The sequence below is a fragment of the Mycobacterium kyogaense genome, from assembly GCF_003254575.1.
In the GTDB taxonomy this organism is placed as follows: Bacteria; Actinomycetota; Actinomycetes; order Mycobacteriales; family Mycobacteriaceae; genus Mycobacterium; species Mycobacterium kyogaense.
This window is the reverse complement of the sequence record NZ_QJUA01000002.1, coordinates 115,769-142,253: the sequence shown is the minus strand read 5'-3', so window position 1 is coordinate 142,253 and position 26,485 is coordinate 115,769. Positions and strand designations below refer to the sequence as shown.

Below are 26,485 nucleotides of genomic sequence, written 5' to 3'. Positions count from 1 at the left end.
CCCAGGCTGAGGGCATGACGCACAGACTGGTGCCGACGCTCGTCGCTGCAGGGGTGCTGTACGCGGCCCGCCGCTATTTCCGCGACTGGGGCACGACCAAGGCCGAGTCGCAGGACATTCTGCCCGGTGACGAACGGGTGCGGCCGCCGATGCTGCGGACCACCGAGGCGGTGACGATCAATGCCCCCGCCGAGCAGGTGTGGCCCTGGCTGGTGCAGATGGGCCAGAACCGCGGTGGGCTGTACAGCTTCGCACCAGTCGAGAACGCTTTCGGGCTGCAGTATCGCAACGCCGACCGGGTGCATCCGGAATGGCAGCACCTCGAGGCCGACGACGAGATTCGACTCGTGCCGAAAGGCTGGATGGGCCTGCCGGGCGGTCTCACTGCGCGGGTCGTCACCGTCATCGACGGCCAGGCGATCGTGCTGCGGATCGATGCGTTGCGGCGAGTCTGGGATGTGGTGTGGTCGATGCACCTCGTGCCGTGTGGCGACGATCAGTGCCGACTGCTGATCCGATGGCGGTTGGCGTTGCGTCATCCGGGAGAAGTGGTGGTCGCAGAGCTCATGGGGCCGGCCCGCGCGCTGTTGACCCGCGGCATACTCCTCGGAATCACCCGGCGCGTCGAACGTCAGCGCCAGGCCGAGGCGGCGGCTGCGGCGGCCAGCGCGAGTCTGCACCACACGGGCTGATCACGACAGCGGGAGTTGCCGCTGTGCTGTGCGCAGCAGTTCGCCCCACGTCATGTCGACCGCCGCAGCAGCGGCCAGATCGGTACACGTGCTCGTGCCGCCCGCAGCGACGGCGAGGAGCGCTTCGGCCAGCCGCAGCGGGGCGACGTTGTGGCGCTGCGCGGTACGCACGATGTCGGCAAAGGCATCATCGATGCTGCAGTGCAGCACAACGGCCAGCGCTCCCTGCGCCGCGCACAATGTGCGTCGGCCGTCGGCGGTCGTCGACGTCATGACCGCGGAGGCTGCGATGTCGCGCCGACGAGTTCCATGTGGTCGACGAACCAGTTCCTGGCCAATGCGGCGACGGCCTCGAGCGTGCCCGGTTCCTCGAACAGGTGGGTCGCGCCGGGAACGATCGCCAGCGTGCACTCGGCAGACGACATCGCCTTCTGCGCCTGCCGATTCAGTGCGACGACATCCGGGTCGCGCGCTCCGACGATCAGCAGGGTCGGCGCGGAGATCCGCGACAGCGCCGGTCCGGCGAGATCCGTTCTACCGCACCGAGATACGACGGCGGCGACGGTCACGCGGGGATCGGCTGCCGCCGCCACGGCGGCGCCGCCGCCGGTGCTCGCACCGAAGTACCCGACGGGCAGCGCACGTGTCTCGTCGCGTCCGGCCAGCCAGCGGGTCGCCCCGATCAGACGCTCGGCCAACAGGTCGATGTCGAAGACGTTGGCTCGATCCTGCTCCTCGGCCGGGGTCAGCAGATCGAACAGCAGGGTGGCCAGACCCGCGTCATTGAGCACCTCTGCGACATAGCGATTCCGTGGACTGCGTCGGCTGCTTCCACTCCCGTGGGCGAACACGACGATCCCCACGGCACCGTCGGGCACGGTGAGGTTCCCGGCCACAGTTGCTCCAGCGGTCGGCACCGCGACATCCTCGCCCGTGATCTCTGCACGCGTCATAGCACCACTGTGATCATGAAACAGCCACGGGAGTAGGGACTATCGGCTCTCCTTTGTCCCCGCCATCGACTCCTGTGGCGCCGAGCCGTTCGACCGTACCGTCGTCGCAGATGACTTCCTCATCAGACGTCCCTTCAGGAGAACGATGTCCGGAACTTCCTCCTCGCGAGGTGTGCTCGTCGGCGTGGACGGTTCCGCATCGGCCACCGCGGCGCTGCGCTGGGCTGTCGACGAAGCGCGGATGCGCGCAACCACTCTCGAGGTCATCCATGTCGTCGAGGACACCCACGACAGTTCTTGCGGCCAACCACCCGATGACGTTCTCGACGAAGCGCTGGCGATCGCGGCAACCCACACCGTCGACGGCGCGCCGCACGTCGAAGGCCTCCGGCTGACCGGAGCACCGACGCCGCTGCTCGCTGGGCAGTCGCACGACGCGGCGATGGTCGTGGTGGGCAGGCACGGTAACGCGACGCGGTTCCAACGTCTGCTCGGTTCGGTCACCACCGGGGTGCTGCATCACGCGCACTGCCCGGTGGCTGTGGTGCACGCCGACCCGCCGCCGGTCCGCCGATCGACGCGCACGAAACGGCAGCCGGTGCTCGTCGGGATCGACGGTTCGCGGTGGTCGGGTGCTGCCGCAGAGGTCGCCTTCGTCGAAGCGTCCGCGCGGCGCGTGAATGTCCTGGCGCTGTACGTGTGTGACGAGCCTGAGCAGCCACCGGGAAAGGGGAGCCGGTCATCGTTCTCGATCGAGGAGGGCCAGGGGATTCTCGCCGAGTCGTTGGCACCTCTGCGGGACCGTCATCCCTCGGTGACGGTGCACACGCTGATCCGGTTCGAGGACCCGGCCCGCCAGCTGTTGATACAGGGCGAGAGGGCGCAGCTCGTCGTCGTGGGTAGCCGCGGTCGCGGTGCGGTGACCGGTTTGCTCCTCGGCTCGGTGAGTACCACTGTCGCCGGCGAGATGCGCAATCCGGTGATCGTGGTCGGTCGATCGTGACGGCCGCTCAGAGCGGCACGGCAGGGCTTCGCCGGGCAGGAGAATCAGCCGGCGAATCCCCGGTGGCCACGTGGGGGTAGCGCAGCAGAGCGGCGACGCCGTCGACGGCGCTGAAGAAGCCCTCCGGGCACACCACCACCGATGCATCGGTGGCGATCGCCACGAACGGGAGCGCCTCGTCGGCGAGGGCGACGCGGCGTGCCGGCTCACCGAACATCGACAGCGCTGAGGCGTCGGACGCGATCACCGTGCGGTCGTCACCCGTGACCACCGTCGCGCTGTGGAGGTCGGCGATGATCAGGGTGTCGACGGCGCCGTCGCTCAGCGCCGCGCAGATCTCGGGCAGGCCCTCGACGGCCAGGCCGGAGCGCCGGCTCCTCTCTGACCGGAAGCGCGCCACGACCATGTCGACGGCGTCGCTGCCCCGCCGGTCCAACTCCTGGTCGATCGATTCCGCGATCTCGTGCTCGTCGATACGGCCGCCTCCGGCGCACGCGGGCAAGGCGACCACCCGGGTGGCGATCCGGTGCGGCAGTTCGGAGACGACATCCGAACGCGACCGCACCTCGCCGCACATGAAGATCAGTTCCGCATGGGACTGATCTGTGAGTTCGGTGATCCGGTCCACCGTGGCGCGGATGTTCATCCGCACCGCCTCCTCCGTGCTGTGCTGGTGGTCTCCGTAGCCGTTGAGTCCGGCGCTGGCCGGCTTGTGCACCGGGAAGCCCTCGCCGTGAACGACTTCCCTGGCGGTGTTCTGGCCGCAGTGCACGGTCAGATCGGCGCCGAGGCGGTCGACGGCGGCGACGACGTAGGGTGGCCGCGCCGCACCGACCCCGAAGAGCGGCAATACGTACGGGTAGTCGGAGACACGCAGCACGGTCACCGAAGGCGGGTGGACCAGAGGTTCGTCGAGCAGCAATCCGTGGGCGCCGGCGATGATCGCGTGTCCCCGCCGACGAGGGCCGGGGCGGTAGTTCAGCAGGGCCCGCTCGACCGCGCCGGTCGTGCGTTCGGTGACGCCCGAGTCCTCGAGGTGGCGGCGAATCGCGGTCCACCGTGCCGCGGAGAACCGATCGTCCACGGCGCCCTCGACGTAGAGGGAGACAAAGGGGCCCGGCGCCTCGGCGAGACCCCTCAGACGATCACTGTTCATGGCTGCTCCGCTGTGAGTCGACGGTGGTGAACATGGCGAACGTCTCGATGCCCAGCCGGCGGAAACCCCGGGCCCGGTGGGCGGGCATGCGTGTCGCTGCGATCGTCGGGCCGACGATCTGCGGGTCGGCGACGTCGAAGGTCTCGCCGTGCACGGTCACGGTGGCGTGTCCCGCCGCGATCGCATTGCGCAACCAGTCGACGTCGGCGCCATAGGGCAACGGGATGACGATCCCGTCGGGGGACCGCTCGACGACGACGGGTGTCGCATAGGACTTTCCGGTGTGGCGCCCGGTGTGGTGGATCACTCCGGCGTACCAGTGGCGGCGGCCGGCCACCCGCAGCATGGCCGGGTTCAGCACGTATTTGTTGAACGTCCGGACCGCGTCTCGAATCGTGTGGGTGCGCTCAATCGTGGTCATGCTCCCATGCTGGGACCGGCGCAAGAGGTGAGACAGGGTCGACCGGACGTCAGCGCGGGGGACTTTGGACATCGGAGCGGCCGGGAGGACCTTGGGCCCTATTGGCGACGCCTGAAGTGGAAAACGATGGCCCGTGTCGCCCCCCGAGAGGAGCCGCGCATGACACCGACAGAGCGCGTCGTCACGTCCGCGGCCGCGATGGAAGAGATCGCGTGGCAGTTTCTGTCATCGGAGTTCGCCGGGTGCACGTATGCGGACTTGTCGCTGGACCGACGACTCGATGTTTTTCTACGGCACAACGGATATCGGACGCTGCTCGACAACGGGTCGGCGTATCAGGACCTGCTGGACCACGTCATGGACAACATCTCGGTCGCCGTGCGCAATGGCGCACTGCCGGCGAGGACACGTCGGCGATGACGTCTGCACTGATCAGGAAACGGCCGCAGCACTGGCGTGTCCGGCCCAACTTCACCGACTACGACGACACCCGCGCCGACTTCAGCTGGGGTTCGGTGCCGCGGGTGTGCGACGGGATGCCCGGCGACGGCTGCAACATCGCGTACGCGGCAGTCGACCGACACGCGCGGGGCCCGGCTGCCGCACACACCGCGCTGCGCTTCGTATCGGCCGACTCCGCAGACGAGGGTCTGGTCACGCGTGATCTCACCTATGCCGAACTCGCCGGCTTGACAATGCGTTTCACCAACGTTCTGCGATCCCTCGGGGTCGGCAAGGGGGATCGCGTCTTCACCTTCATGAACCGTTGCCCGGAGCTGTACGTGACCATCCTCGGGGCGCTACGCAACGGCAGCGTCGTGTGTCCGTTGTTCTCGGCGTTCGGTCCCGAACCGGTCGCGACACGACTGGCGCTGGGCCAGGCGCAGGTTCTCGTCACCACCCGCGCGCTCTACGAGCGCAAGGTCGCCGCGATCCGTGACCGGTTGCCGTCGCTCGAGCACGTGGTGCTGATCGACGTCGGCGACGGAGAGCAGCCGGGCACGCTGGGTTTCTGGACCTGGATGAGCGCCGCCTCCGATCATGCACCGGTCACCCACACCACCGCCGACGATCCAGCGCTGCTGCACTTCACCAGCGGCACCACTGGCACCCCGAAGGGCGCACTGCATGTGCACGGCGCCGCCGCGATGCACTACGTCACCGGTCTCTAAGCCCTCGACTTGCATGCCGACGACATCTACTGGTGCACCGCCGATCCCGGATGGGTCACCGGAATGTCCTACGGCGTCATCGCGCCATTGCTCCACGGTGTCACGTCGGTGGTCGACGAGGCGGACTTCGACGCGCAGCGCTGGTACCGCATCCTCGACGCCCAGGCTGTGACGGTGTGGTACACCGCACCCACCGCGCTCCGAATGTTGATCAAGGCGGGTCCGGAATTGGCTGCGGCGCATCGTTTTCCGCACTTGCGCTTCGTGGCAAGCGTGGGCGAGCCGTTGAACGCCGAGGCGGTGTGGTGGGGGGAGCGGGTACTCGGACTGCCGATCCACGACAACTGGTGGCAGACAGAGACCGGCGGCATCATGATCGCCAACACCCCGGCCTTCGATGTCAAGCCCGGCTCGATGGGGCGGCCGCTGCCCGGAGTGGACGCCTGCGTGGTCCGCCGGCACGACGACGGCACGATATCGGTCATCGACGAACCCGACGTCGAGGGGGAACTCGCGCTGACGCCAGGCTGGCCGTCGATGTTCCGTGCGTACATCAATGCCGGGGAGCGCTATCGCGACTGCTTCGTCGACGGTCTGTACTTGACCGGCGATCTCGTCAGACGCGACGCCGACGGATACTTCTGGTTCGTCGGACGTGCGGACGACGTGATCAAGTCCGCAGGGCATCTGATCGGACCGTTCGAAGTGGAGAACGCTCTCACCGACCATCCGGCGGTGGCCGAGGCGGCGGTGATCGGTGTCCCCGACCCCACGGTCGGCGAGGTGGTCAAGGCGTTCGTCACGCTCAAAGACGGCTTTCCTGCCGACGAGGACACGATGCGCTCACTGATGGCGCACGCACGTCGGCGTCTCGGCGCTGCCGTGGCGCCCAAGATCATCGAATTCACGGACGCGCTTCCGCACACTCGCAGCGGAAAGATCATGCGGCGCTTGCTCAAAGCCCGTGAACTCGGCCTGCCCGAAGGGGACACCTCGACCATGGAGACGACAGGGGCAGCGTCGTGATCGAGCGAGACGTCGCGCTGCCGCTCCTGACGAACATGATCAGGGTCCGGCTCATGGAGGAGAAATGCGCCGAGCTCTACAGCGCGGGGAAGATCCGCGGATTCCTGCACCTCTATGTCGGGGAAGAGGCGGTCGCCGCCGGATCACTGGCTGCTCTGGAGGATCTCGACGCGGTGGTCGCCACCTATCGCGACCACGCCCACGCCCTGCTGCGCGGCATTCCGATGACCTCGATCATGGCCGAGATGTTCGGCAAGCAGGAGGGGTGTTCGCGGGGGCGGGGCGGCTCGATGCATCTGTTCGACGCGCGAACCCGCTTCTTCGGCGGTAACGCGATCGTCGGCGGTGGTCTGCCGGTGGCGGTGGGCTTGGCGCTGGCGGACGCCCAGCTGGGTCGATCACGGGTCACGGCGTGCTATTTCGGTGAGGGTGCCGTCGCCGAGGGCGCGTTCCACGAAGCCATGAATCTCGCTGCGCTGTGGCAGGTTCCGGTGCTGTTCTGCTGTGAGAACAACTATTACGCGATGGGCACGGAGCTCGCGCACGAGCAGGCGGAAACCGACATGACGGAGAAGGCGGCGTCCTACCGCATCCCGGCCTTGGCCGTGGACGGGATGGACGTGCTGGCGTGCCGGGCGGCTGCGTTGGAGGGCGCCTATCACGTGCGCAATGGAGGCGGCCCGTTCTTCCTCGAGTTCCGCACCTACCGGTTCCGGCCGCACTCGATGTTCGATCCCGAGTTGTACCGCAGCAGAGAGGAAGTCGAGCACGCCAAGGAGCGGGATCCGATCAGCACTTTCACCGCGAGGTGTGTGACGGCCGGGGTGCTCGGCGATGACGACGTCGCGGGCATCAGGGCAGCCGTGGCCGAGGAACTCGCCGACGCCGTGGCCTACGCCGAGGCCGGAACGTGGGAGCCGGTGGGCGATCTCACCCGTGATGTCCTGACGCCGGCGGAGGCGGCGCGATGACGAAGACGACGTACCGCAGCGCCGTGCACGACGGAATCCGAGATGCGATGGCCGCCGATGATCGCGTGCTGCTGATGGGCGAGGACGTCGGCGCCTACGGCGGAACCTACGCCGCCTCCAAGGGTCTGCTGGCCGAGTTCGGACCGGACCGCGTCCGCGACACCCCGCTGTCGGAACTCGGATTCGTCGGCGTCGGCATCGGCGCGGCGCTGGGCGGGTTGCGGCCGATCGTCGAGGTGATGACGGTCAACTTCAGTCTGCTCGCACTGGACCAGATCGTGAACACCGCTGCGGCGCTGCGCCACATGTCCGGCGGACAGTTCTCGGTCCCGCTGGTGGTCCGGATGGCCACGGGCGCGGGACGGCAGCTGGCCGCCCAGCATTCGCACAGCCTCGAATGCTGGTTCGCGCACGTCCCGGGTATCCGGGTGGTGGCGCCGGCGACCGTCGAGGATGCCTACGGAATGCTCGCCACTGCGCTGGCCGATCCGGACCCGGTGGTGATCTTCGAGCACGTCGGCCTGTACAACGCTGCGGCTGACGTCGACGCGCTGGGACCGACCGACATCTCGACAGCTGCTGTACGTCGGCCGGGCTCCGACGTCACGGTGATCACCTACGGCGGCTGCCTGCCCAAGGTGCTCGATGCCGCGGATGAACTCGCGGTGGGCGGCGTCGAGTGCGAGGTGATCGATCTGCGCGCGCTGCGCCCGCTCGACACCGACACGTTCGTGGCGTCGGTCCGCAGCACCCACCGGGCGGTCGTCGTCGACGAGGGCTGGCGCACCGGCAGTCTCGCGGGCGAGATCAGCGCACAGCTGATGGAGAACGCGTTCTTCGACCTCGACGCCCCGGTGGCGCGAGTGTGCACGGCCGAGGTGCCGATCCCGTACGCGAAGCACCTCGAAGAGGCCGCGCTGCCGCAGCCCGAGACGATCGTCGATGCAATCAGAGCTGTTGTCGGACAACGATCATGACCGAGTTCCGGATGCCTGCACTCGGTGCCGACATGGACGAGGGCACGCTCAACGAGTGGCTGGTCAAGCCGGGTGACACCGTGACCCGCGGTCAGATCGTCGCGGTCGTCGAGACCACCAAGGCGGCCGTGGAGATCGAATGCTGGCAGGAGGGCGTCGTCGGCGAGCTGCTCGTGCCGGTGGGCCAGACCGTCTCGGTGGGAACACCGTTGGCCACGCTGCTGACCCCGGGGGAGCGACCGGCGGAACCGGCGCCCGTCCCCGCGCAGGCCGTGGAAACGCCGACGGTCGATGCGGCGCACCGCCGGTGGGTGTCCCCGGCGGCCCGTCGGCTGGCCACGTCGCTGGGCGTCGACGTCGACGTGGTCTCCGGCACCGGCCCGCAGGGCGCGGTGGTGATCAGCGACGTGGAGCACGCCGCGGCACACAGTCACGCTGTCGTTCCCGCGGCGCACGTTCCCGGAACAGAGATGCGCAAGTCGATCGCGGCGGCGATGAGCCGGTCCAAGCGCGAGATCCCGCACTACTACCTCGCTCACGAGGTCCAGCTCGACCCGGCGCTGGACTGGCTCGCGGAGCGCAACGCGGCGCGCTCCATCACCGAGCGTGTCCTGCCGGCGGTGTTGCAGCTCAAGGCCGTCGCGCTGGCGGCGCAGCGGTTCGGCGAGTTCAACGGGTTCTGGCGCGACACGGGATTCGAGGCGGGCAGCGCCGTGCACGTCGGCGTGGCGATCTCGTTGCGCGGCGGCGGGCTGGTCGCCCCTGCGATTCACGATGTACCCGACAAGAAGCTCGACGAGCTGATGGCTGACCTGACCGATCTCGTCGCGCGGGCTCGCGCAGGTTCGCTGCGCAGCTCGGAGATGTCGGATCCGACCATCACGGTGACCAACCTCGGAGATCAGGGTGTCGACACCGTGTTCGGGGTCATCTATCCGCCGCAGGTGGCACTGGTCGGGTTCGGCACTCCGGCGCAGCGGGTGTGCGCCGTCGACGGCGGAATCCGCATCGCGACGACACTGCAGGCCAGCCTGGCGGCCGACCACCGAGCCAGTGACGGCCACCGGGGGGCACTGTTTCTGGCTGCTGTCAACGATCTGCTGGGTGAACCCGACCTGCTCGAGAAGTGAGGCTGCGATGACCGATCACATCCGCGACGAGGTGCTGTCGGTGTTGACGAGCATCGCCCCCGAGGTCGAGCCCGCCGACATCGACGATGACGCGCTGTTGCGTGACCAGGTGGATCTCGACTCGATGGACTGGCTCAATTTCCTTGTCGGCGTGCACAACCGACTCGGGGTTGAGATCCCGGAGGCTGACTACCGGAAACTGCGGACGCTGGGCGACGTCGTCGCCCTCGTCAGCACACGCGCAGGTCGCTAGCCTTAGCGAGTATGACGTCGTCGACCATGCGCGCCTGGCGGGTCGGTACGCCCGGGCCGGTGGACACCCGACCGGTCGAGCTCGTCACCACCGAGGTACCCGAGCCGGGTCCGGGTGAGGTGCTGATCGCCGTGCATGCCTGCGGCGTGTGCCGCACGGACCTGCATGTCGCGGAAGGAGATCTACCGGTTCACCGTGCGCACGTCACGCCTGGACACGAGGTCGTGGGCGAGGTGGTGGCGCTGGGCCCCGGTGCCGGCGCACAATTCACCACGGGCGACTGGGTGGGCGTGGCCTGGCTGCGGCACACCTGTGGCCGGTGCCGGTTCTGCCTGCGGGATCAGGAGAACCTCTGCCCCGAGTCGCAGTACACGGGCTGGGATGCCGACGGCGGTTACGCCGAATTCGTCACTGCGCCTGAAGCATTCGTGCACAGGCTGCCGGAAGGTTACTCGAACAGCGAACTCGCACCGCTGCTGTGCGCGGGCATCATCGGCTACCGCTCGCTGCTGCGTGCCGATCTGCCCGCCGGTGGCCGCCTGGGGATCTACGGGTTCGGAGGGAGCGCCCACATCACCGCCCAGGTGGCGCTGGCCCAGGGTGCGGAGGTGCACGTCATGACGCGCGGCGCCGACGCGCGAGAGCTCGCGCTCGCTCTCGGGGCGGCGTCGGCGCAGGGCGCGGCCGAACCGCCGCCGGTGAAGCTCGATGCCGCAATACTTTTCGCACCCGTCGGCGATCTCGTGCTGCCCGCTCTGGAGGCCCTGGACCGGGGTGGCACGCTGGCGATCGCCGGGATACACCTCACTGACATCCCGTCGCTGAACTATCAGTCGCACCTGTTCCAGGAACGCCAGGTACGTTCGGTCACCTCCAACACCCGGGCCGACGCGCGCCAGTTCCTGGAGTTCGCCGGCCGCCACCGCATCGAGGTGACGACTCCCGAGTATCCGCTCGACCAGGCCGATACGGCGCTGGCGGATCTCAGTGCGGGGCGTATCGCCGGGGCCGCGGTACTGATCGTGTAGCCGATGATGACGACATCGGCGATACGCAGGACTGAAGCGCTGGCCCGGGGGAACACCCCCGAGGTGGGGACGGAGAACCGGCAGCACTCGCTGCGTCAGCACATCTGGGTCTGCCTGACGGTGGTCAGTACCGTCTTCCTCGCTGTCTCGGCGGCGTCCATCATCGGCCGGGCCACCGTGGCGCGCGCCGTCGACGAACTCAGCGGTCCCGTGAGCGAGTTGCAGACCGATGTGGAGGCGCTGCGGCGCGCCTACACCGATCAGGAGACCGGGCAGCGCGGGTTCATGTTGACCGGAAACCCGGCGTCTCTGCAGCCTTATGACTCCGGGGCCGAGGCCGCCGCGTCGCTGACCGACGCGCTGGCCGGTGACCTGGTCGCCGACGAGCGCGGGCGGGAACTGCTCGGAGCGGTCACGACCGCAGCGGCGCGGTGGCGGACACAGGTGGCCGAGCCGCAGATCGCGGCCCGCCGCGCCGGCCCCCTCGGGCCCGAGCAGCAGGCCGCCATGGCGCTGCAGGGGAAGACCCTGTTCGACGAGCTGCGTACGCCCCTGCGCGCGATGACGGCCTACACCACTGAGCGCGCCGACGCGCAGCTGAGGCGTATCGACTCGGCACAACGCATCGCGAACGCCGTCCAGTTCACCGGCGTGGCGGTGCTGGCGCTGGTGGTGATCGGCGCGGTGATCGTGGTGAAGCGCCGCCTCACCCGGCCGGTCGATGATCTGCTCGTCGAGGTCAAGGCCGTCGCCGGCGGGGATTACGACCAGCCGATCCACCCCACCGGTCCGCGCGAGACCGCAGAACTGGCCCGCGCTGTGGAACAGATGCGGCTCAGCCTGCTGGCCAGCGCCGACCGACTTGTCGACGGCGAACTCCGGGACGAACAGGCGCGTATCGCCGCCGATCTGCACGACCGGGTGATCCAGCGGGTGTTCGGTCTCGGGCTGAGCCTCACCTCGGCCGCCGCTCGGCGCAATCCCGACCTGGACGGCTTCATCGACGAGACCGACGCGATCATCCACGACCTGCGCGACGTGGTGTTCAACCTGCACCAGTCGATCTCGGCGCCGGTGCGGTCCAGCCGCTTGCGGTCGGCGATCATCGACGTGGTCGAGGGCAGCGTGGGTGCGCTGGGGTTCACCCCTGCGCTGCAGTTCGAAGGGCCCGTCGACGACGCCCACGTCCGTCCCCTGGCCCATGCGGCCGCATTGGCCGTGGTGCGCGAGGCGCTGAGCAACGTGGCGCGCCACGCACAGGCCGACGCCGCGTCGGTCACGGTCGCGGTGACCGGTCTCGACTTGCGGATCATCGTGCGCGACAACGGGATCGGCCTTTCCGATGCCGACACGATGGGCAACGGGCGAGCCAACATCGCGACCCGCGCGGCCAATCTGGGCGGCAGTGCGAGGATCTACAACGCGAGTCCGGGTCCGGGCGCGGTCGTCGAGTGGGCTGCCCCGCTCGATCCGCCGTGAGGCGTCAGTCCGGTCGCGCGACGATGACCGGGACGCGGGCCGCCTGCACGACCGCGCTGCTGACCGAGCCGAGCAGCGCGCTGGCGACGGCTCCCTCGCCACGGCTGCCGACCACGATGAGTTGGGCCGTTTCGCCCCGTTCGACGAGCCGGCGCGCAGGCTGATCGGGCACCGCCACCGGCACCACATCGACCTCGGGGAACCGTTGCTTCCAGACGGTCAGTTGCTCACCGAGCTGGCGTTCCACGCCCGGCCGCATCTGCTCCCAGTCGAAGCCGGGGAAGTCGAACGCCCCGGGCGACCACCAGGCGTGCACCACCGTGAGTGCGACGCCCCGGCGGGCGGCTTCGGTGAACGCGATCTCGACGGCGTCGCGTGAGTCCGCAGAGCCGTCGAACCCGACGACAACCGGCGCATCGGTCGCGGGTCGCGGACCATCGTGGATCACCGCGACCGGGCCGTGCGCGCGGTGCACCAGTCCGCTGCTGACGCTGCCCAGCATGACGCGAGCGAGCGCGCCCCGTCCCCGGGAACCCACGACGACGAGCTTGGCCGTCCGGGACGCCTCGATCAGTCCCGCCGTCGCCGGCGCCACCGTGAATTCGGCTCTGACCGGGACCGAACCGTTGGTGATGTCCTTCGCGATATTCTCGGCGTCGGCCAGAATTTCCCGGCCGACCTGGCGTTGCCATTCCAGCAGCCCGGCGGGCACCGGCGTCGCCGGCCACATCGAGACGGGCGGCGGCGCCGCATAGAGCAGCGTCAGAGGTGCGCCGTGCAGCACCGCCTCCGCGGCCGCCCATGTCAGCGCCGCCTGCGATGACGGTGAATCATCAACTCCGACAACGATTTCAGATCCTCGCGCGGATTGGGTCATCGCGGTTCCTCCCCGTCGGTGTCGACCCACACTATGGCTGGCGAGCGGGCCCGGCCAAGGGGCCTTCGACCCTTCCGCCCGATCATGCACGCTCGGCAGTCCGGGAGTGGCCATACTGAAGGCATGGTCCGTGTCTTCCTGGTCGATGATCACGAAGTGGTGCGACGCGGGTTGATCGACCTGCTCAGCGCCGACGAGGAGCTCGACGTCATCGGTGAGGCGGGCACGGTCGCCGAGGCGCTCGCCCGGATCCCGGCCCTGCAACCCGATGTGGCCGTGCTCGACGTGCGGTTACCCGACGGCAACGGCATCGAACTGTGCCGTGACCTGCTCTCGAGCCTGCCCGACCTGCGCTGCCTGATGCTCACGTCGTTCACCTCCGACGAGGCGATGCTCGACGCGATCCTCGCCGGCGCCAGCGGCTACGTGATCAAGGACATCAAAGGGATGGAGCTGGCGAAAGCCGTCAAGGACGTGGGTGCGGGGCGTTCGCTGCTGGACAACCGGGCGGCGGCCGCGTTGATGGCCAAGCTGCGCAACGCCGCCGACCACTCCGATCCGCTCTCAGGGCTCAGCGACCAGGAGAAGGTGCTGCTCGATCTGCTGGGCGAGGGACTGACCAACAAGCAGATCGCGGCGCGGATGTTCCTCGCCGAGAAGACGGTGAAGAACTACGTGTCGCGGCTGCTCGCAAAACTGGGTATGGAGCGGCGCACCCAGGCGGCGGCGTTCGTGTCCCGGCTCGACCGTCCGAGGCGGCCGGCCGACGACTAGCACGCTGGGCGATTCGGCGATTTTGGGGCTGCCTGCCCAGCGAGTAGTATGGATCGACGGTGCGGTTTGCGCGCCGACTTCTTGCGTGTCCTGTCGGGAATTCCCGAGCTCCGGCCCACGTTGCTAGTCGGACCCGAGCTGTGCCAGCCAGGCCAACACGAAACGAAAAGCAAGGATCGCTAACCAGTATGGCCAAGAAAGACGGTGCCATCGAGGTCGAAGGCCGCGTTGTCGAACCTCTGCCCAATGCGATGTTCCGCATTGAGCTGGAGAACGGACACAAGGTCCTCGCCCACATCAGCGGCAAGATGCGGCAGCACTACATCCGCATCCTCCCCGAGGACCGCGTCGTGGTGGAGCTCTCTCCATACGACCTGTCCCGTGGCCGCATCGTGTACCGCTACAAGTAACCGCACACCGACGAGAAGAAGGATCGACGACAGCCGTGAAGGTGAACCCGAGCGTCAAGCCGATCTGCGACAAGTGCAGGGTGATCCGCCGGCATGGGCGGGTCATGGTGATCTGCTCCGATCCCCGCCACAAGCAGCGGCAGGGCTAGTACTAGTTACAGCCCGCACCACAACTGAATGACGAACTCCCAGTACCACTGAAGGCATAGGGCCTTCTGAACACGTCCGGCACGGAGGCCGGACCCCGCCAAGAGTGCGGGAACGGACTGGGATCAGACCTCCGCATAGAGAAGGAAACACCCCTGTGGCACGTCTCATGGGCGTCGATCTCCCGCGCGACAAGCGCATGGAGATCGCGCTGACCTACATCTACGGCATCGGCCGTACCCGCAGCCAGGAAATCCTGGAGGCGACCGGTATCAGCCGGGACCAGCGCACCAAGGACCTGACCGACGATCAGGTGTCCCAGCTGCGCGACTACATCGAGGGCAACCTCAAGGTGGAAGGTGACCTGCGCCGCGAGGTGCAGGCCGACATCCGCCGCAAGATCGAGATCGGCTGCTACCAGGGCCTGCGGCACCGTCGCGGCCTGCCGGTGCGCGGCCAGCGGACCAAGACCAACGCGCGCACCCGCAAGGGCCCGAAGCGCACCATCGCCGGCAAGAAGAAGGCCAGGTAACCCGAGATGGCACAAGCCAAGAAGGGCGCGCCCAAGAAGGGTGCCGCCAAGACCCGCCGCCGGGAAAAGAAGAACGTCCCGCACGGCGCCGCGCACATCAAGAGCACGTTCAACAACACGATCGTGTCGATCACCGACCCGCAGGGCAACGTCATCGCGTGGGCCAGCTCGGGTCACGTGGGCTTCAAGGGCTCGCGTAAGTCGACGCCGTTCGCCGCCCAGCTCGCCGCCGAGAACGCTGCCCGCAAGGCGCAGGAGCACGGCGTCAAGAAGGTCGACGTGTTCGTCAAGGGCCCGGGTTCGGGTCGAGAGACCGCCATCCGTTCACTGCAGGCCGCCGGCCTCGAGGTGGGCGCGATTTCCGACGTCACCCCTCAGCCGCACAACGGTTGCCGTCCGCCCAAGCGGCGCCGGGTCTAAGGGATAGGGAGAACTAGAACTCATGGCTCGTTACACCGGACCCGTCACCCGCAAGTCGCGCCGCCTCGGCGTCGACCTCGTCGGTGGAGATCAGTCGTTCGAGAAGCGCCCCTACCCGCCCGGCCAGCACGGCCGCGCGCGGATCAAGGAGAGCGAATACCGCACCCAGCTGCAGGAGAAGCAGAAGGCTCGCTTCACCTACGGCGTGATGGAGAAGCAGTTCCGTCGCTACTACGAAGAGGCCAACCGCCTCCCGGGCAAGACAGGTGACAACCTGTTGCGCATCCTGGAGAGCCGGCTGGACAACGTCGTGTACCGCGCCGGCCTGGCCCGCACCCGCCGCATGGCGCGTCAGCTGGTCAGCCACGGCCACTTCACCGTCAACGGCGTGAAGGTCGACGTGCCCAGCTACCGGGTGTCGCAGTACGACATCGTCGACATCAAGGACAAGTCGATCAACACCCTGCCCTTCGAGGTGGCCCGGCAGACCGCCGGCGAGCGCCCGATCCCGGGCTGGCTGCAGGTCGTCGGCGAGCGTCAGCGCATCCTCGTGCACCAGCTTCCCGAGCGCGCACAGATCGACGTCCCGCTCACCGAGCAGCTGATCGTCGAGCTCTACTCGAAGTAACACACGTCTGTGGGCCAACCGGCTTCACAGATCACTTAACGGCATCAAATAGCGGTTGCCGAGAAGGAGAACAACACCATGCTGATTTCTCAGCGCCCCACACTCAGCGAAGAGGTCATCGCCGAGAACCGGTCCCAGTTCGTCATCGAACCGCTGGAGCCCGGATTCGGTTACACCCTCGGCAATTCGCTGCGTCGCACGCTGCTGTCGTCCATCCCGGGCGCAGCGGTGACCAGCATCCGCATCGACGGTGTGCTGCACGAGTTCACCACCGTCCCCGGCGTCAAGGAAGACGTCACCGACATCATCCTGAACCTCAAGGGCCTGGTCGTGTCCTCGGAGGAGGACGAGCCGGTCACCATGTACCTGCGTAAGCAGGGCCCGGGTGCCGTCACCGCCGGCGACATCGTGCCGCCGGCCGGGGTCACCGTGCACAACCCGGACATGCACATCGCGACGCTGAACGAGAAGGGCAAGCTCGAGGTCGAGCTGGTCGTCGAGCGCGGCCGCGGCTACGTGCCCGCCGTGCAGAACAAGGCCTCGGGTGCCGAGATCGGCCGTATCCCGGTCGATTCCATCTACTCGCCGGTGCTGAAGGTCACCTACAAGGTGGAGGCCACCCGCGTCGAGCAGCGCACCGACTTCGACAAGCTGATCCTCGACGTCGAGACCAAGAGCTCGATCACCGCGCGTGACGCGCTCGCCTCGGCGGGCAAGACGCTGGTCGAATTGTTCGGTCTGGCACGGGAACTCAACGTCGAAGCCGAGGGCATCGAGATCGGACCGTCACCGGCCGAGGCCGACCACATCGCCAGCTTCGCGCTGCCGATCGACGACCTGGACCTGACGGTGCGCTCGTACAACTGCCTCAAGCGCGAAGGTGTGCACACCGTCGGCGAGCTGGTCGCCCGCACGGAGTCCGATCTGCTGGACATCCGCAACTTCGGCCAGAAGTCCATCGACGAGGTGAAGATCAAGCTGCACCAGCTCGGCCTGTCGCTCAAGGACAGCCCGGCCAGCTTCGATCCGTCCGAGGTCGCCGGGTACGACGTCGCCACCGGCACCTGGAACAGCGACGCCGGTTACGAGTCGTCCTACGAGGCCGACGACACCACCGACTACGCAGAAACCGAACAGCTCTAACCGCTGGGTCTGTTCCCGCCCAGCTTCGCCCGCCCGAACAACCCGTCCCGGCCCTACCTCATACGGGGGTCGGCCCCATCTAGGAGACAGTCGCAATGCCCAAGCCCACCAAGGGACCCCGCCTCGGCGGTTCGTCGTCGCACCAGAAGGCGATCCTGGCCAACCTGGCCACCTCGCTCTTCGAGCACGGCCGCATCAAGACGACGGAGCCCAAGGCGCGGGCGTTGCGTCCGTACGCCGAGAAGCTCATCACCCACGCCAAGAAGGGCGAGTTGCACAACCGGCGTGAGGTGATGAAGAAGATCCGCGACAAGGACGTCGTGCACATCCTGTTCGCGGAGATCGGCCCGTTCTTCGCTGATCGCGCCGGCGGCTACACCCGCATCATCAAGGTCGAGAACCGCAAGGGCGACAACGCGCCCATGGCGGTCATCGAGCTGGTGCGGGAGAAGACGGTGACGTCTGAGGCCAACCGGGCGCGCCGCGCCGACTCCGCCCAGAAGGTCGCGGCGGCTGCCGCCCCGCAGGCTGCCGTCGAGCCGGAAGCGGCCGAGGGGCCGTCTGCCGAAGAGGCCGAGGCCGTCGACGAGACCCCGATCGCCGACGAGTCTGACGTCGAGGTCGAGGCGCAGGAGGCCAAGGCTGAGGACGAGGTCGACGCAGAATCCGACGACGCCAAGTAGCAGTTTCATGAACGAGCCCGTCATCGATTCCGATGGCGGGCTCGTTCGTCTTCGTCTCGACATCGCTTACGACGGAACGGAATTCGCCGGCTGGGCGACGCAGGCCGGGCAGCGTACGGTGGCCGGCGTCATCGACGGTGCGTTGACGACGGTGTTCCGCACCCCAGTGCTCACCCGCGCCGCAGGGCGCACCGACTCCGGTGTGCACGCCACCGGTCAGGTCGCGCACGTCGACGTGCCCGCGCAGGCGCTCTCTCATGCCTACCCCCGCACCTCGCGTGCCGGCGAGCCCGAGTTCGGCCCGCTGGTCCGCCGACTCGGCCGGCTACTGCCGCAGGACGTGCGCGTAATGCAGATCGCCCGCGCCGCAGCGGGATTCGACGCGCGGTTTGCGGCGCTGCGTCGCCACTACACCTACTGGTTGTCGACGGCTCCCTACGGTGTGCTGCCGGCCGAGGCGCGTTTCGTCACCGCGTGGCCTCGCCCGCTCGACAGCGCGGCGATGTCGACCGCGGCCCGGCACCTGCTGGGGCTGCGGAACTTCGCGGCGTTCTGCCGACACCGCGACGGCGCGACGACGATCCGTGACCTGCAGCGGCTCGACGTCGTGCGCACCGGGGACGCCATCACGATCCACGTCAGCGCCGATGCGTTCTGCTGGAACATGGTGCGCTCGCTGGTCGGCGCTCTGCTCGCGGTCGGTGAGCATCGCCGCGACGCGGCATGGTGTTCAGCGCTGCTGACCGAGACCCGGCGGTCGAGCGATTTCGCTGCGGCACCGGCGCGGGGACTGACGCTCGTGGGTGTGGACTATCCGCCCGACGAGGAATTGGCGGCGCGCACCGCGATCACCCGGGACGTGCGCAGCGCGGACGAGGTCAGCTAGAGCCTGCCTGCGACGAAGTCGGCGGCCTGGTTCACCATGCCGGCCTTGATGTAGGCCGGAGCAAGGTGGTCGGGCCAGTAGTCCTGCCAGTTGTTCGGGTCGGTCGGATTGCAGATCGGGTCGTCCCCGTGGCACAGCTCGATGATCTTCTCGCGCAGCGCCGGGTTGGTGAAGTTGGCGATCGGACCGACCCACTGGCTGCCGTTGCCGAACAGCGTGATCGCGGCGATGTGCGAATCGGCGCCGTCGGGCATCGGATTCTTGAATCCGAAGGCGGCGATCGGGACGGCCACCACGACATCGGTGACGGCGGCACCCAGCGAGTAGCCGCCCAGCACCAGCCGGGTGTCGGGGCAGGTGCCCGTCATGTACGAGATGCGCCCGCTCATGTCGTTGGCGCCGATGTCGACCTCGGTGTCGGCGGGATACTTCACCGCGTAGAGCCGGACGTCCTTACCCGTCTTGCTGCGCAGCGCCGAGGCCAGCGCGTTGCCGATCTGTCCGGCTCCCGGCGACTCGAGGCGTCCGCGAGCGAAGATCAATTCGGCTTGAGGGCAGGACTCGGCCGAGGCGGTGGGCGCCGTGGGCCCGACCAACCCGGCGACCATGGTGACGGCAGCCGCCACCGACATGACAACGTGGCGGAGCGAGACAGTCACCTTGCCGATGATAGGTCAGACTCGGGCTGCGGCGAACCCTGCGGCCTGGCCGATGAACGGTGATGACTCGTAGTGGGTGTGCGCGAACGGGTTTCGGCCGTCCGAGCAGATCGGGTCACCGTCGGCGCAGAGGTCGATCGCCTTCCCGGTGAAGGAGCCCGCGCCCGAGACCGGGTTGCCGAACTTCGCGGCCGGATTGCCGAACACCGCGACCGCGTCGACGTTTCCGATCAGACCGGAGGACAGCGGAGGGGCCGAGCCGATCTCGCCGATCTTGTTCCCCAGCGGCGGCACACCGGCGAGCATGTCGACCACCGCAGCGCCCTGCGAGTACCCGCCGAGCACGATCTTCGTGTTCGGGCACTGCGCCGCCAGCGAGGCGATCCGGCCGGCGGCGTCGGTGGCGCCCACCGCGGTGTTGAGGAAGTCGTAGCTGGCGGGGTAGTTGACCCCGTAGGTGCTGACCGTCCGGCCACCGAGTTGCGTGCTCAGCACATCGGTCAGCGCCTGGCCCACGCGCCCGATACCGGGCGGCTCGCTGGTGCCGCGGGCGAAGATCACTTCGACGTCCGAGCAGGGCTGGGCCGAGGCGGTCGGAGCAGGCAGGACGGCAGTGGCGGCGACGGGCAGGGCCGCCGCGGCAGCGGCCGCGGCGAGGCGGCGCAGTCGGTCAGATCGCACAATGCACCGTAACGTATAGCTCGTCTACAAAAGTCCCGCGACGAATCCGGCGGCCTGATCTGTCAGCCCGGACGGCCCGTAGTTGCTGTGGGCGGGGATGTCGTCGCCGCCCGAACACACCGGATCGTTGGCTGTGCACAGGTCGATGGACCGGCCTCCCCAGATCGGGCTCGATGTCAGCGGCAGCCCGATCTTCGCCGACGGGTTGCCGAACACCGCGATCGCCGCCACGTGATCGGGGGCGTTGGGTGGCAGGGGTGCGGTGAAGCCGGCGCCCGGCACGGGGACCGCAGCGATGACGTCGACGACGGCCGCGCCCTGCGAGTAGCCGCCGAGGACCAGTCGGGTGTTGGGGCAGTTCGCGATCATGTACTGGATGTGATCGCTGGCGTCGTTGGCGCCGGCGGCGACTTGGAGAAAGTCGAACGACGCCGGGTAGTTGACGGCATAGGTACCGAGGGAACGGCCCCCGACGCGATCTCTCAGCGAGTCGACGAACGCGCCGCCGACCCGGCCGAGTCCGGGCGGCTCATCCGTGCCGCGCGCGAAGACCACTTCGATGTCCGGGCAGCCCTGGGCCGTCGCTACGGGCGCGGTGAGGACCGGTGCCGCGACCATCGCTGCCGCGCTGACGGCAGTGGCGGCGATGGTCAGGACACCGGCTCTCCGGCGCATATCAAGATCGATCATCACCTCGGTGATGTTAGCTCACCTAGCGGGGCGTCAGGCCAGGTCGCGGTGCTCGCCTCGGCGAGATCGCTCCGGTCGCCTTGCCGGGCGATCGCCAACCCGGCGAGCACGATCGCGCCGCCCACTGCCTGGGTGGCGGTGACCGCTTCGCCGACGAGCACCCACGCCGCCAGTACGGCGAACATGACCTCGGACAGGCCGACCAGCGATGCGAACCGCGGCTTCAGGCGGGCGATGCCCACGATGCCGAGGGTGTAGGCGATCGCGGTCGGGAACAGGGCCAGCGCCGCGACCGGGAGGACCCAGGACGTGGTGATGCCGGCGACGACCGTGTCGTTGGCCGTGAACGTCATCGGCATCAGGCCGGTGATGCCGATGAGCGAGACCGCGGCCGCGCCGACGAACAGGCCCGCCGTGGCCAGCGTGATCGGATGCAACGGGGCGTCGGGGTGCTCGTCCCCGATTGCACCGCTGGATCCCGACACCTTCTCCGACATCATGAAGTAGCAGGCCGCGCACACGGCGGCGGCCAGGCCGAACCCCACGCCGACGAGATCGAAGTCCACCGGGGAGAAGCCGTGCGGGCCGATCAGACCGAGCACGGCGGTGATGCCGGCGACCGCCAGCACCACGCCGGAGAGGGTCAACGCGCTGGGGCGTCGCCCGGTGGTCGCCCACAGCCAGCCCACCACGAGGACCGGCGCGGTGTACTCGAGCAACAGTGCGACGCCGACCGTGAGGTGCGCGACGGCGTTGTAGTAGAACAGCTGCGCTCCGGCGATGGGAATCAGACCGTAGGCGACGATCGTGCGCACGTGGTGGCGTGCCTCGCGCAACCAGCCGGGATGTGCGACGGTGGCGAACACGGCCATCGTCAGCGCACCGCCGGCCAGCCGGGCGGTGACCGCGGCCGTCGGGCTCCAGCCGGCGGTCATCAGAGCTTTGCCGAACGGACCCGAACAGCCGAAGGCAAACGCCGAGGCAACTGCGAAGAGGAGGCCGCTACGGAACCGCGAGCGCGGCGTCAGCACGGACATGGGTGCACCTCCACTGGTCTGATCTGCGACGACATGAGTAAACTGAACTTTGGTCGTGACGCTACCGCCGGAAGGAGTCACGAGTCAAATGATTTTCAGTCATGACACCGAGCTGACCCTGCGGGCAGCGGCGGTGCTGATCAACACCGATCGGGTGGACGGTGAGCACCTCGCCGACCTGCATGCGCTCGACGAGTACCTGGACAGCTTCGGCTGGACCGGGCGGCGGGACCACGACGCCGCTGAGCTCGAATCCGTACACCGGCTGCGCACCCGGCTCGGCGGGATCTGGGAGATCGCCGACGACGAGGCCCGGGCGGTCGGGCAGGTGAACGCCCTGCTCGCCGACACCCGGGCGGCACCGTGGCTGACGCGGCATCCCGAGATGCCGGAGTGGCACCTGCACCTGGCCTCGGTGCACGACCCGCTGTGGCAGCGCATGGGCGCGGAATTCGCGATGGCGCTGGCTGACCTGATCCGCGCCGGTGACCTTCGCCGACTCAAGATCTGCGCCGCACCGGATTGCGAGGCCGTGCTGGTCGACCTGTCGCGCAATCGCTCGGGGAAGTTCTGCGACACCGGCAACTGCGGCAACCGCCAGCACGTCGCCGCCTACCGGGAACGGCGCTCCAACAAGTGATCTGACCCCCGGCCGCGCCTCGTTACGCTGGCCTGCGGGGGGTGTCATGCGTCAACCGGCCACACGGCTGCAGGTCAGCGGTCACCGCTTCCTGATGCGCCGCATGACCCATGCGCTCGTCCGCGGCGACGCCAGAATGCTCGACGATCCGCTACGCGCACAGTCGCTCTCGCTCACCGCCGGGGCGGTGCTGGCGGCCGCCGGGGTCGCCGTGTGCGCGGTCATCGCGGTGTTCCGGCCGGCAGCCGACATCGGTGACGCGCCCGTCGTCGTGGTCCGAGAGACCGGCACGTTCTACGTACGGGTCGACGACACCCTGCACCCGGTCTCGAACCTGGCGTCCGCACGGCTGATCACGGGCAGTTCGGAGCCGCCGAGGGTGGTGTCCCAGTCGGCTGTCGACGCGCAGAAGCGCGGCGCGCTGATGGGCATACCTGCTGCGCCGCAGAATCTTTCGTCGTCACCGATCGCGGAGTCGGCACTGGTGTGCGACGAGGACGGGCGCACCGCGGTGATCGTCGGTGCGCCGGCCCCCGCCGTCACGGTGCCACAGCAGGCGCTGCTGGTCACCCCTCGCGGGGCCAACCCCGCGCAGACGTATCTGCTCACCGGCGGCCACAGGGCCCGGGTCGATCTGCGCCACCCCGCCGTGGTCCGGGCGCTGCGACTCGACGGCGTTGCGGCCCTTCCCATCTCCGAAGCCGTCCTCGCCGCCCTGCCGGAGGCGCCCGCCATCGAGGCCCCGCGCATTCCCGACCGCGGTGCGCCGGGGCCGGGTCCTCTACGCGAGTATCCGGTCGGAACCGTGGTCGCGGTGTCCGATGCGCAGTTCGTGGTTCTGCGTGGCGGTCTGCAACGCATCGGCGAGGTCACCGCCGACCTGATTCGCTACACCGACGGGCGGGCGGGCGCGACGGTGCCTGTGGTGCCGCCCGACATCCTCGGCACGGTTCCGGTGGTGGACTCGCTACCCGTCACCACCTACCCCGAGCATGCGGGGACGCGAAGGGCCCGGGTCGTGTGCGCACGCTGGGGGCCGCGCACCGGCGACGCCGAAGGGCAGAGCGCCGTCGTGGTCACCGACACGACACCGCCGCCCGGCGTTGCGTTGGCGCAGGCCGACGGCGACGGACCGGCCGTCGACGCGGTCGCGCTCTCTGGCGGCGCCCTGCTGGTGCGTTCGGTCGCGCTCGGCGGGTCCGATTCGGATGGCGAGGCGGGACCTCTGTTCCTGCTCGCCGACTCCGGCGTCCTGTTCGGCATCGAGAATGTCGATGCTGCGCGACGATTGGGCTTCTCGCTGCCGGCTTCGCCGATTCCGTGGGTGTTTCTGGCCGGCCTCCCGCGGGGGCCAGAGCTGAGTGTGCGGGCCGCGTCAGTCGGCCGCGACGTCATCCTCGCGGGGCCGTGACCGGCCGGGCGCCGCGCCGGCGACAGCCACCGCGCCGATGAGTCCCGCGCACAGCAGCACGGTGCGTACCGGCGACGCCGGCTCTCTCTCACGCTGCTCGGCCGGCATGCCGGAGATCGTCGTGGCCGGGCGCGGGACCGGCGGCGCGACGTCGCCCACCGCGGCCAGCACGTCGACGACCCCATGGCCGACCGCGGGGGACCAGCCACCCGCGGGATGGCGCGCGGTGTCCTCGATGCGGGCCATCACCTGCCGGGCGGTGAGTTCGGGGTGCCGGGCCCGCACCAGAGCGGCGAGCCCCGACACCAGCGGCGCCGCGTAGCTGGTGCCGGACAGCCGAGCGCCGCTGACGGTGGAATCCACCAGACCGTCGGGTGCCGCGGCGAGCGACACGACGTTCTCGCCCGGCGCCGCGACGTCGACCCACGGTCCGGCGAGGCTGAAGTCAGAGGCGGAGCCGTCGGCGCTCGACGAGCCGACGGTCAGGACATAGTCGTCGTACCAGGCCGGGCTGGCCACCACCGTGACGTCGGCGCCGTTCTGTGCGGGGCACTGACCGGCGCCGCCCACGTTGCCCGCCGCGCTGACGACGACGGCATTGGTGATGTCGACGGCGTAGGCCAGCGCCGCACCCAGGGCCCGGTCGTCGAGCCCGGCGTCCGCGGCCAGGCAGGCCACCGACGAGATGTTGATGACGGTGGCGCCCAGATCCGCCGCCAGCCGGACGGCCGCGGCCAGGGTCTGCACATCCCCGACGCCCGAGCCCTCGTTTCCCTGAGTGACATCGAACTTGTTGCTGGACTGGCGAATCGACAGCAGCGCAGCCTCGGGTGCCACACCGGCGAAGCTGTCCGACGGGTCCGGGCTCGCGCCGATCAGTCCAGCGACGATCGAGCCGTGGCCGTCGCAGTCGGCGGTCCCGTCGCCGGTGCTGACGAAGTCACCGCCCGCGACGAGGTGGGGCAGGCGGCGATGGCGGGCCACTCCGGTGTCGATAATCGCCACTGTCTGACCGTCACCACGGGTCAGCGGCCACACCAGCGACACGTCGTCGAGAAGGCGGCCGGCGGAGGTCGCGTCGTGTACCGCGACACAGTCGACTCGTTGTTCGGTCGGCTGCGGCGGTCGTGCGGACCCCGCGGGCGGCAACCGCGAGTCGTCGATCGGTGGCGGAGAGATCGACGCGCCGGCCGGTGTCGGCGGTGTCAGCCCCACGGTGAGCGCCGTGACGGCCAGCACGCGCCCGATCCGCGTCACGGCAGGCCCACCGCGTCGTACACGCCGGCCAGCCACGCGGCCAGCGGCAGAACCGCAGCTATGGCGATGTATTCGATGCCGCGGATCACGCTGCGCATCAATGGGTTCCATTGTCTGTCCCGCAGATGTATCAGGGTCGCGCCGGCGACCGCGACGCCACAGCACCACCATGGCGCCGTCGACGGACTCGCGCTCACCGCGACGAACAGCGCGATCCCCAGTGCTGCGAGACCCGCGCCGGTCAGGACCCGCCGGCGGACGGGGTCGAGGTGGACACGCCGTCGCAGAGTCAGCGCAGTTCCGACAGCAGCCGCGAAAAAGCCTGTCAGCGCCGGGTATCGGCTCTGGGTGGCGACCAGGGCGACGCCGACCATCGCTGTACCGCACCAGCCCGCCGTCAGTCCCGTGAGCAGTCGGTGCGCCACCTGCGCGCGTCGTGTTCCGACCGCGCGACGTGCCGGCCCGATGCCGGCGAGTGTCACCGCGAGCGACGCAGCACCGGCGAGCGCAGCCAGTGACGTACCGGTCAGCAGCGCGCCGATCGCCGCGACGTCCCCGCTGCACAGTGCGCCGATGATCGCGGCGAGCATGACCGCGCCGGCCGCTGCAGCACACCCGGTCGTCGCCGACACGGCAGCGATACCGCTGCGGACCGACGCCATCGCCAGACACACCGCCATCGCCAGGGCAGCCGTCGCGGCGACAGCGACGACGACCGGCCAGGAGAAGCCGGCCGCGGCCAGTGCCCCGGTGACCGCAGCGTGGCCGACCGCCCCGACGCTCAGTGCATCCGACAGCGGTGCGGTGACCCAGCCCGCGACGGCGGCGACCGCCGCGGACAGTGCGATGGCCGCGCTCACCCACAGTGCCGGCTCGTCTCCGCTCGTGCACCCCACCCAGCAGAGAGTCGAGGCCAGCGCGAGCAGCACACTCGTCGCGATCGCAGCCTCCCACCCGCCGGCGCGCGGAGCGGGAGGGCGGCCGGCGGCGATGATCGCGTCCGTGGGGGCTCCCGTCGTCACTCGGGGAGGTGGCGCGGGTTCGTCGGTCAACAGCAGCAGGTCACCGTCACGAACACCGTTGTCGTGCAGGCTTTTCGTCGGGTCGAGCGGTAGCCCCGCCACCGGAGCCAGGTACCACCGCGCCGCCTCCGCCACGGACGCGCGGTCGCCCACCACGCCGTCCACCAGTGCGGGCAGGAGCTGGGCGACCGGACACTGCGCCGGCAGCACCAGATCCGCGCTGAGCCGCTGCCGCGGAAGGTGGACAGCCACTCGGCGCACGGTATTCGTCACCACAGCAACGTAACTGGCGTACAGGGGGCCGGTAGGCACCGAAATTTCTCGTCG

The 26,485-nt window shown here is 69.0% G+C and carries 30 protein-coding genes and 2 pseudogenes; 21 read left to right on the top strand and 11 right to left on the bottom strand.

The features are described from left to right. The first annotated feature begins 14 nt into the window (after nucleotides 1–14). Nucleotides 15–692 (top strand): SRPBCC family protein, encoded by a 678-nt coding sequence (locus DMB80_RS02685; protein WP_111508446.1) that lies wholly within the window; start codon nucleotides 15–17, stop codon nucleotides 690–692. Here the strand turns inward: DMB80_RS02685 and DMB80_RS02680 are convergent, their stop codons facing one another. After that, a complete protein-coding gene (locus DMB80_RS02680) occupies nucleotides 693–965 on the bottom strand; it encodes an ANTAR domain-containing protein (protein WP_111508445.1) in 273 nt (90 codons plus the stop codon). It abuts the gene before it with no gap. Next, nucleotides 962–1,621 (bottom strand): annotated as a pseudogene (locus DMB80_RS02675) (dienelactone hydrolase family protein); the annotation flags it as partial. The pseudogene DMB80_RS02675 and the gene DMB80_RS02680, both read right to left, overlap by 4 nt. Before the next feature lie 169 nt (nucleotides 1,622–1,790). Here DMB80_RS02675 and DMB80_RS02670 point away from each other — a divergent pair. Then, nucleotides 1,791–2,648: a universal stress protein gene (locus DMB80_RS02670; RefSeq protein ID WP_111508443.1), complete on the top strand. Its 858-nt coding sequence runs from the start codon at nucleotides 1,791–1,793 to the stop codon at nucleotides 2,646–2,648. 7 nt (nucleotides 2,649–2,655) lie between these two features. Here the strand turns inward: DMB80_RS02670 and DMB80_RS02665 are convergent, their stop codons facing one another. Both DMB80_RS02665 and DMB80_RS02660 read right to left on the bottom strand, forming a co-directional pair. Beyond that, the gene (locus tag DMB80_RS02665) at nucleotides 2,656–3,804 is read right to left on the bottom strand and encodes an Rv2629 family ribosome hibernation factor (RefSeq protein ID WP_111508442.1); all 1,149 of its coding nucleotides are present in this window, start codon (nucleotides 3,802–3,804) and stop codon (nucleotides 2,656–2,658) included. After that, complete coding sequence (locus DMB80_RS02660; RefSeq protein WP_111508441.1) at nucleotides 3,794–4,225, bottom strand: nitroreductase family deazaflavin-dependent oxidoreductase; 432 nt, start codon at nucleotides 4,223–4,225, stop codon at nucleotides 3,794–3,796. The genes DMB80_RS02665 and DMB80_RS02660 overlap by 11 nt, the downstream gene beginning before the upstream one ends. Before the next feature lie 159 nt (nucleotides 4,226–4,384). On the opposite strand from DMB80_RS02660, the gene DMB80_RS02655 reads away from it, so the two are divergent. The 8 genes and pseudogenes from DMB80_RS02655 (at nucleotide 4,385) to DMB80_RS02620 (ending at nucleotide 12,261) form a co-directional block, all read left to right on the top strand. Further along, nucleotides 4,385–4,645, top strand: a complete 261-nt coding sequence (locus tag DMB80_RS02655; protein WP_111508440.1) for a hypothetical protein — start codon at nucleotides 4,385–4,387, stop codon at nucleotides 4,643–4,645. Then, nucleotides 4,642–6,423: pseudogene (acsA, locus tag DMB80_RS02650) on the top strand (acetate--CoA ligase). The gene DMB80_RS02655 and the pseudogene acsA overlap by 4 nt, the downstream one beginning before the upstream one ends. After that, a complete protein-coding gene (pdhA, locus tag DMB80_RS02645) occupies nucleotides 6,420–7,394 on the top strand; it encodes a pyruvate dehydrogenase (acetyl-transferring) E1 component subunit alpha (protein ID WP_111508439.1) in 975 nt (324 codons plus the stop codon). Before acsA ends, pdhA begins: the two are co-directional and overlap by 4 nt. Continuing rightward, a complete protein-coding gene (locus DMB80_RS02640) occupies nucleotides 7,391–8,371 on the top strand; it encodes an alpha-ketoacid dehydrogenase subunit beta (RefSeq protein WP_111508438.1) in 981 nt (326 codons plus the stop codon). Before pdhA ends, DMB80_RS02640 begins: the two co-directional genes overlap by 4 nt. Beyond that, on the top strand, nucleotides 8,368–9,501 hold the full coding sequence (locus tag DMB80_RS02635) for a dihydrolipoamide acetyltransferase family protein (protein WP_111508437.1): 1,134 nt from the start codon (nucleotides 8,368–8,370) through the stop codon (nucleotides 9,499–9,501). The genes DMB80_RS02640 and DMB80_RS02635 overlap by 4 nt, the downstream gene beginning before the upstream one ends. Nucleotides 9,502–9,508: 7 nt before the next feature. Next, the gene (locus DMB80_RS02630; protein WP_111508436.1) at nucleotides 9,509–9,754 is read left to right on the top strand and encodes an acyl carrier protein; all 246 of its coding nucleotides are present in this window, start codon (nucleotides 9,509–9,511) and stop codon (nucleotides 9,752–9,754) included. Nucleotides 9,755–9,765: 11 nt separating this feature from the next. Continuing rightward, nucleotides 9,766–10,782: a zinc-binding alcohol dehydrogenase family protein gene (locus tag DMB80_RS02625; RefSeq protein WP_111508435.1), complete on the top strand. Its 1,017-nt coding sequence runs from the start codon at nucleotides 9,766–9,768 to the stop codon at nucleotides 10,780–10,782. Between the two features lie 3 nt (nucleotides 10,783–10,785). Beyond that, the gene (locus tag DMB80_RS02620; RefSeq protein WP_276131513.1) at nucleotides 10,786–12,261 is read left to right on the top strand and encodes a sensor histidine kinase; all 1,476 of its coding nucleotides are present in this window, start codon (nucleotides 10,786–10,788) and stop codon (nucleotides 12,259–12,261) included. A gap of 4 nt (nucleotides 12,262–12,265) precedes the next feature. Here the strand turns inward: DMB80_RS02620 and DMB80_RS02615 are convergent, their stop codons facing one another. Further along, entirely contained in the window at nucleotides 12,266–13,138 is an 873-nt protein-coding gene (locus DMB80_RS02615) for a universal stress protein (RefSeq protein ID WP_111508434.1), read from the bottom strand. Between the two features lie 123 nt (nucleotides 13,139–13,261). On the opposite strand from DMB80_RS02615, the gene dosR reads away from it, so the two are divergent. The 9 genes from dosR (at nucleotide 13,262) to truA (ending at nucleotide 18,761) form a co-directional block, all read left to right on the top strand. Then, a complete protein-coding gene (gene dosR / locus DMB80_RS02610; protein ID WP_111508433.1) occupies nucleotides 13,262–13,912 on the top strand; it encodes a hypoxia response regulator transcription factor DosR/DevR in 651 nt (216 codons plus the stop codon). A gap of 188 nt (nucleotides 13,913–14,100) precedes the next feature. After that, entirely contained in the window at nucleotides 14,101–14,322 is a 222-nt protein-coding gene (infA, locus tag DMB80_RS02605) for a translation initiation factor IF-1 (protein ID WP_003418601.1), read from the top strand. Between the two features lie 35 nt (nucleotides 14,323–14,357). Then, the gene (gene rpmJ, locus DMB80_RS02600) at nucleotides 14,358–14,471 is read left to right on the top strand and encodes a 50S ribosomal protein L36 (RefSeq protein WP_003879483.1); all 114 of its coding nucleotides are present in this window, start codon (nucleotides 14,358–14,360) and stop codon (nucleotides 14,469–14,471) included. A 155-nt stretch (nucleotides 14,472–14,626) separates the two neighbouring features. Then, the gene (gene rpsM, locus DMB80_RS02595) at nucleotides 14,627–15,001 is read left to right on the top strand and encodes a 30S ribosomal protein S13 (protein WP_046362731.1); all 375 of its coding nucleotides are present in this window, start codon (nucleotides 14,627–14,629) and stop codon (nucleotides 14,999–15,001) included. A 6-nt stretch (nucleotides 15,002–15,007) separates the two neighbouring features. Then, entirely contained in the window at nucleotides 15,008–15,421 is a 414-nt protein-coding gene (gene rpsK / locus DMB80_RS02590; protein WP_043405918.1) for a 30S ribosomal protein S11, read from the top strand. A 22-nt stretch (nucleotides 15,422–15,443) separates the two neighbouring features. Further along, nucleotides 15,444–16,049, top strand: coding sequence for a 30S ribosomal protein S4 (gene rpsD / locus DMB80_RS02585; protein WP_046362732.1), 606 nt, complete (start codon nucleotides 15,444–15,446; stop codon nucleotides 16,047–16,049). A gap of 48 nt (nucleotides 16,050–16,097) precedes the next feature. Beyond that, entirely contained in the window at nucleotides 16,098–17,192 is a 1,095-nt protein-coding gene (locus DMB80_RS02580) for a DNA-directed RNA polymerase subunit alpha (RefSeq protein WP_276131514.1), read from the top strand. 95 nt (nucleotides 17,193–17,287) lie between these two features. Next, nucleotides 17,288–17,875, top strand: coding sequence for a 50S ribosomal protein L17 (rplQ, locus tag DMB80_RS02575; RefSeq protein ID WP_111508431.1), 588 nt, complete (start codon nucleotides 17,288–17,290; stop codon nucleotides 17,873–17,875). Between the two features lie 7 nt (nucleotides 17,876–17,882). Next, entirely contained in the window at nucleotides 17,883–18,761 is an 879-nt protein-coding gene (truA, locus tag DMB80_RS02570) for a tRNA pseudouridine(38-40) synthase TruA (RefSeq protein WP_111508430.1), read from the top strand. Here the strand turns inward: truA and DMB80_RS02565 are convergent. Genes DMB80_RS02565 through DMB80_RS02550 form a run of 4 tightly spaced genes read right to left on the bottom strand, consistent with a single transcriptional unit; the run spans nucleotide 18,758 to nucleotide 21,828 of the window. Continuing rightward, nucleotides 18,758–19,393: a cutinase family protein gene (locus tag DMB80_RS02565; RefSeq protein WP_046366592.1), complete on the bottom strand. Its 636-nt coding sequence runs from the start codon at nucleotides 19,391–19,393 to the stop codon at nucleotides 18,758–18,760. The two genes, truA and DMB80_RS02565, sit on opposite strands and share 4 nt — an antisense overlap. Nucleotides 19,394–19,435: 42 nt before the next feature. Continuing rightward, entirely contained in the window at nucleotides 19,436–20,101 is a 666-nt protein-coding gene (locus tag DMB80_RS02560) for a cutinase family protein (RefSeq protein ID WP_162938393.1), read from the bottom strand. Between the two features lie 24 nt (nucleotides 20,102–20,125). After that, nucleotides 20,126–20,791 (bottom strand): cutinase family protein, encoded by a 666-nt coding sequence (locus tag DMB80_RS02555; protein ID WP_240430972.1) that lies wholly within the window; start codon nucleotides 20,789–20,791, stop codon nucleotides 20,126–20,128. Next, the gene (locus DMB80_RS02550) at nucleotides 20,791–21,828 is read right to left on the bottom strand and encodes an EamA family transporter (RefSeq protein WP_111508429.1); all 1,038 of its coding nucleotides are present in this window, start codon (nucleotides 21,826–21,828) and stop codon (nucleotides 20,791–20,793) included. The genes DMB80_RS02555 and DMB80_RS02550 overlap by 1 nt, the downstream gene beginning before the upstream one ends. Before the next feature lie 88 nt (nucleotides 21,829–21,916). Between DMB80_RS02550 and DMB80_RS02545 the strand changes: the two genes are divergently transcribed. Both DMB80_RS02545 and eccB read left to right on the top strand, forming a co-directional pair. After that, a complete protein-coding gene (locus tag DMB80_RS02545) occupies nucleotides 21,917–22,468 on the top strand; it encodes a CGNR zinc finger domain-containing protein (protein ID WP_046366595.1) in 552 nt (183 codons plus the stop codon). 46 nt (nucleotides 22,469–22,514) lie between these two features. Next, complete coding sequence (eccB, locus tag DMB80_RS02540) at nucleotides 22,515–23,879, top strand: type VII secretion protein EccB (protein ID WP_111508428.1); 1,365 nt, start codon at nucleotides 22,515–22,517, stop codon at nucleotides 23,877–23,879. Here the strand turns inward: eccB and mycP are convergent. Further along, on the bottom strand, nucleotides 23,844–25,136 hold the full coding sequence (gene mycP / locus DMB80_RS02535) for a type VII secretion-associated serine protease mycosin (protein ID WP_276131512.1): 1,293 nt from the start codon (nucleotides 25,134–25,136) through the stop codon (nucleotides 23,844–23,846). The two genes, eccB and mycP, sit on opposite strands and share 36 nt — an antisense overlap. Then, nucleotides 25,133–26,431 carry a type VII secretion integral membrane protein EccD gene (gene eccD, locus DMB80_RS02530; RefSeq protein ID WP_162938392.1) on the bottom strand — a complete coding sequence of 433 codons (1,299 nt, stop codon included), beginning with the start codon at nucleotides 26,429–26,431 and terminating at the stop codon, nucleotides 25,133–25,135. The genes mycP and eccD overlap by 4 nt, the downstream gene beginning before the upstream one ends. Between the last annotated feature and the right edge of the window lie 54 nt (nucleotides 26,432–26,485).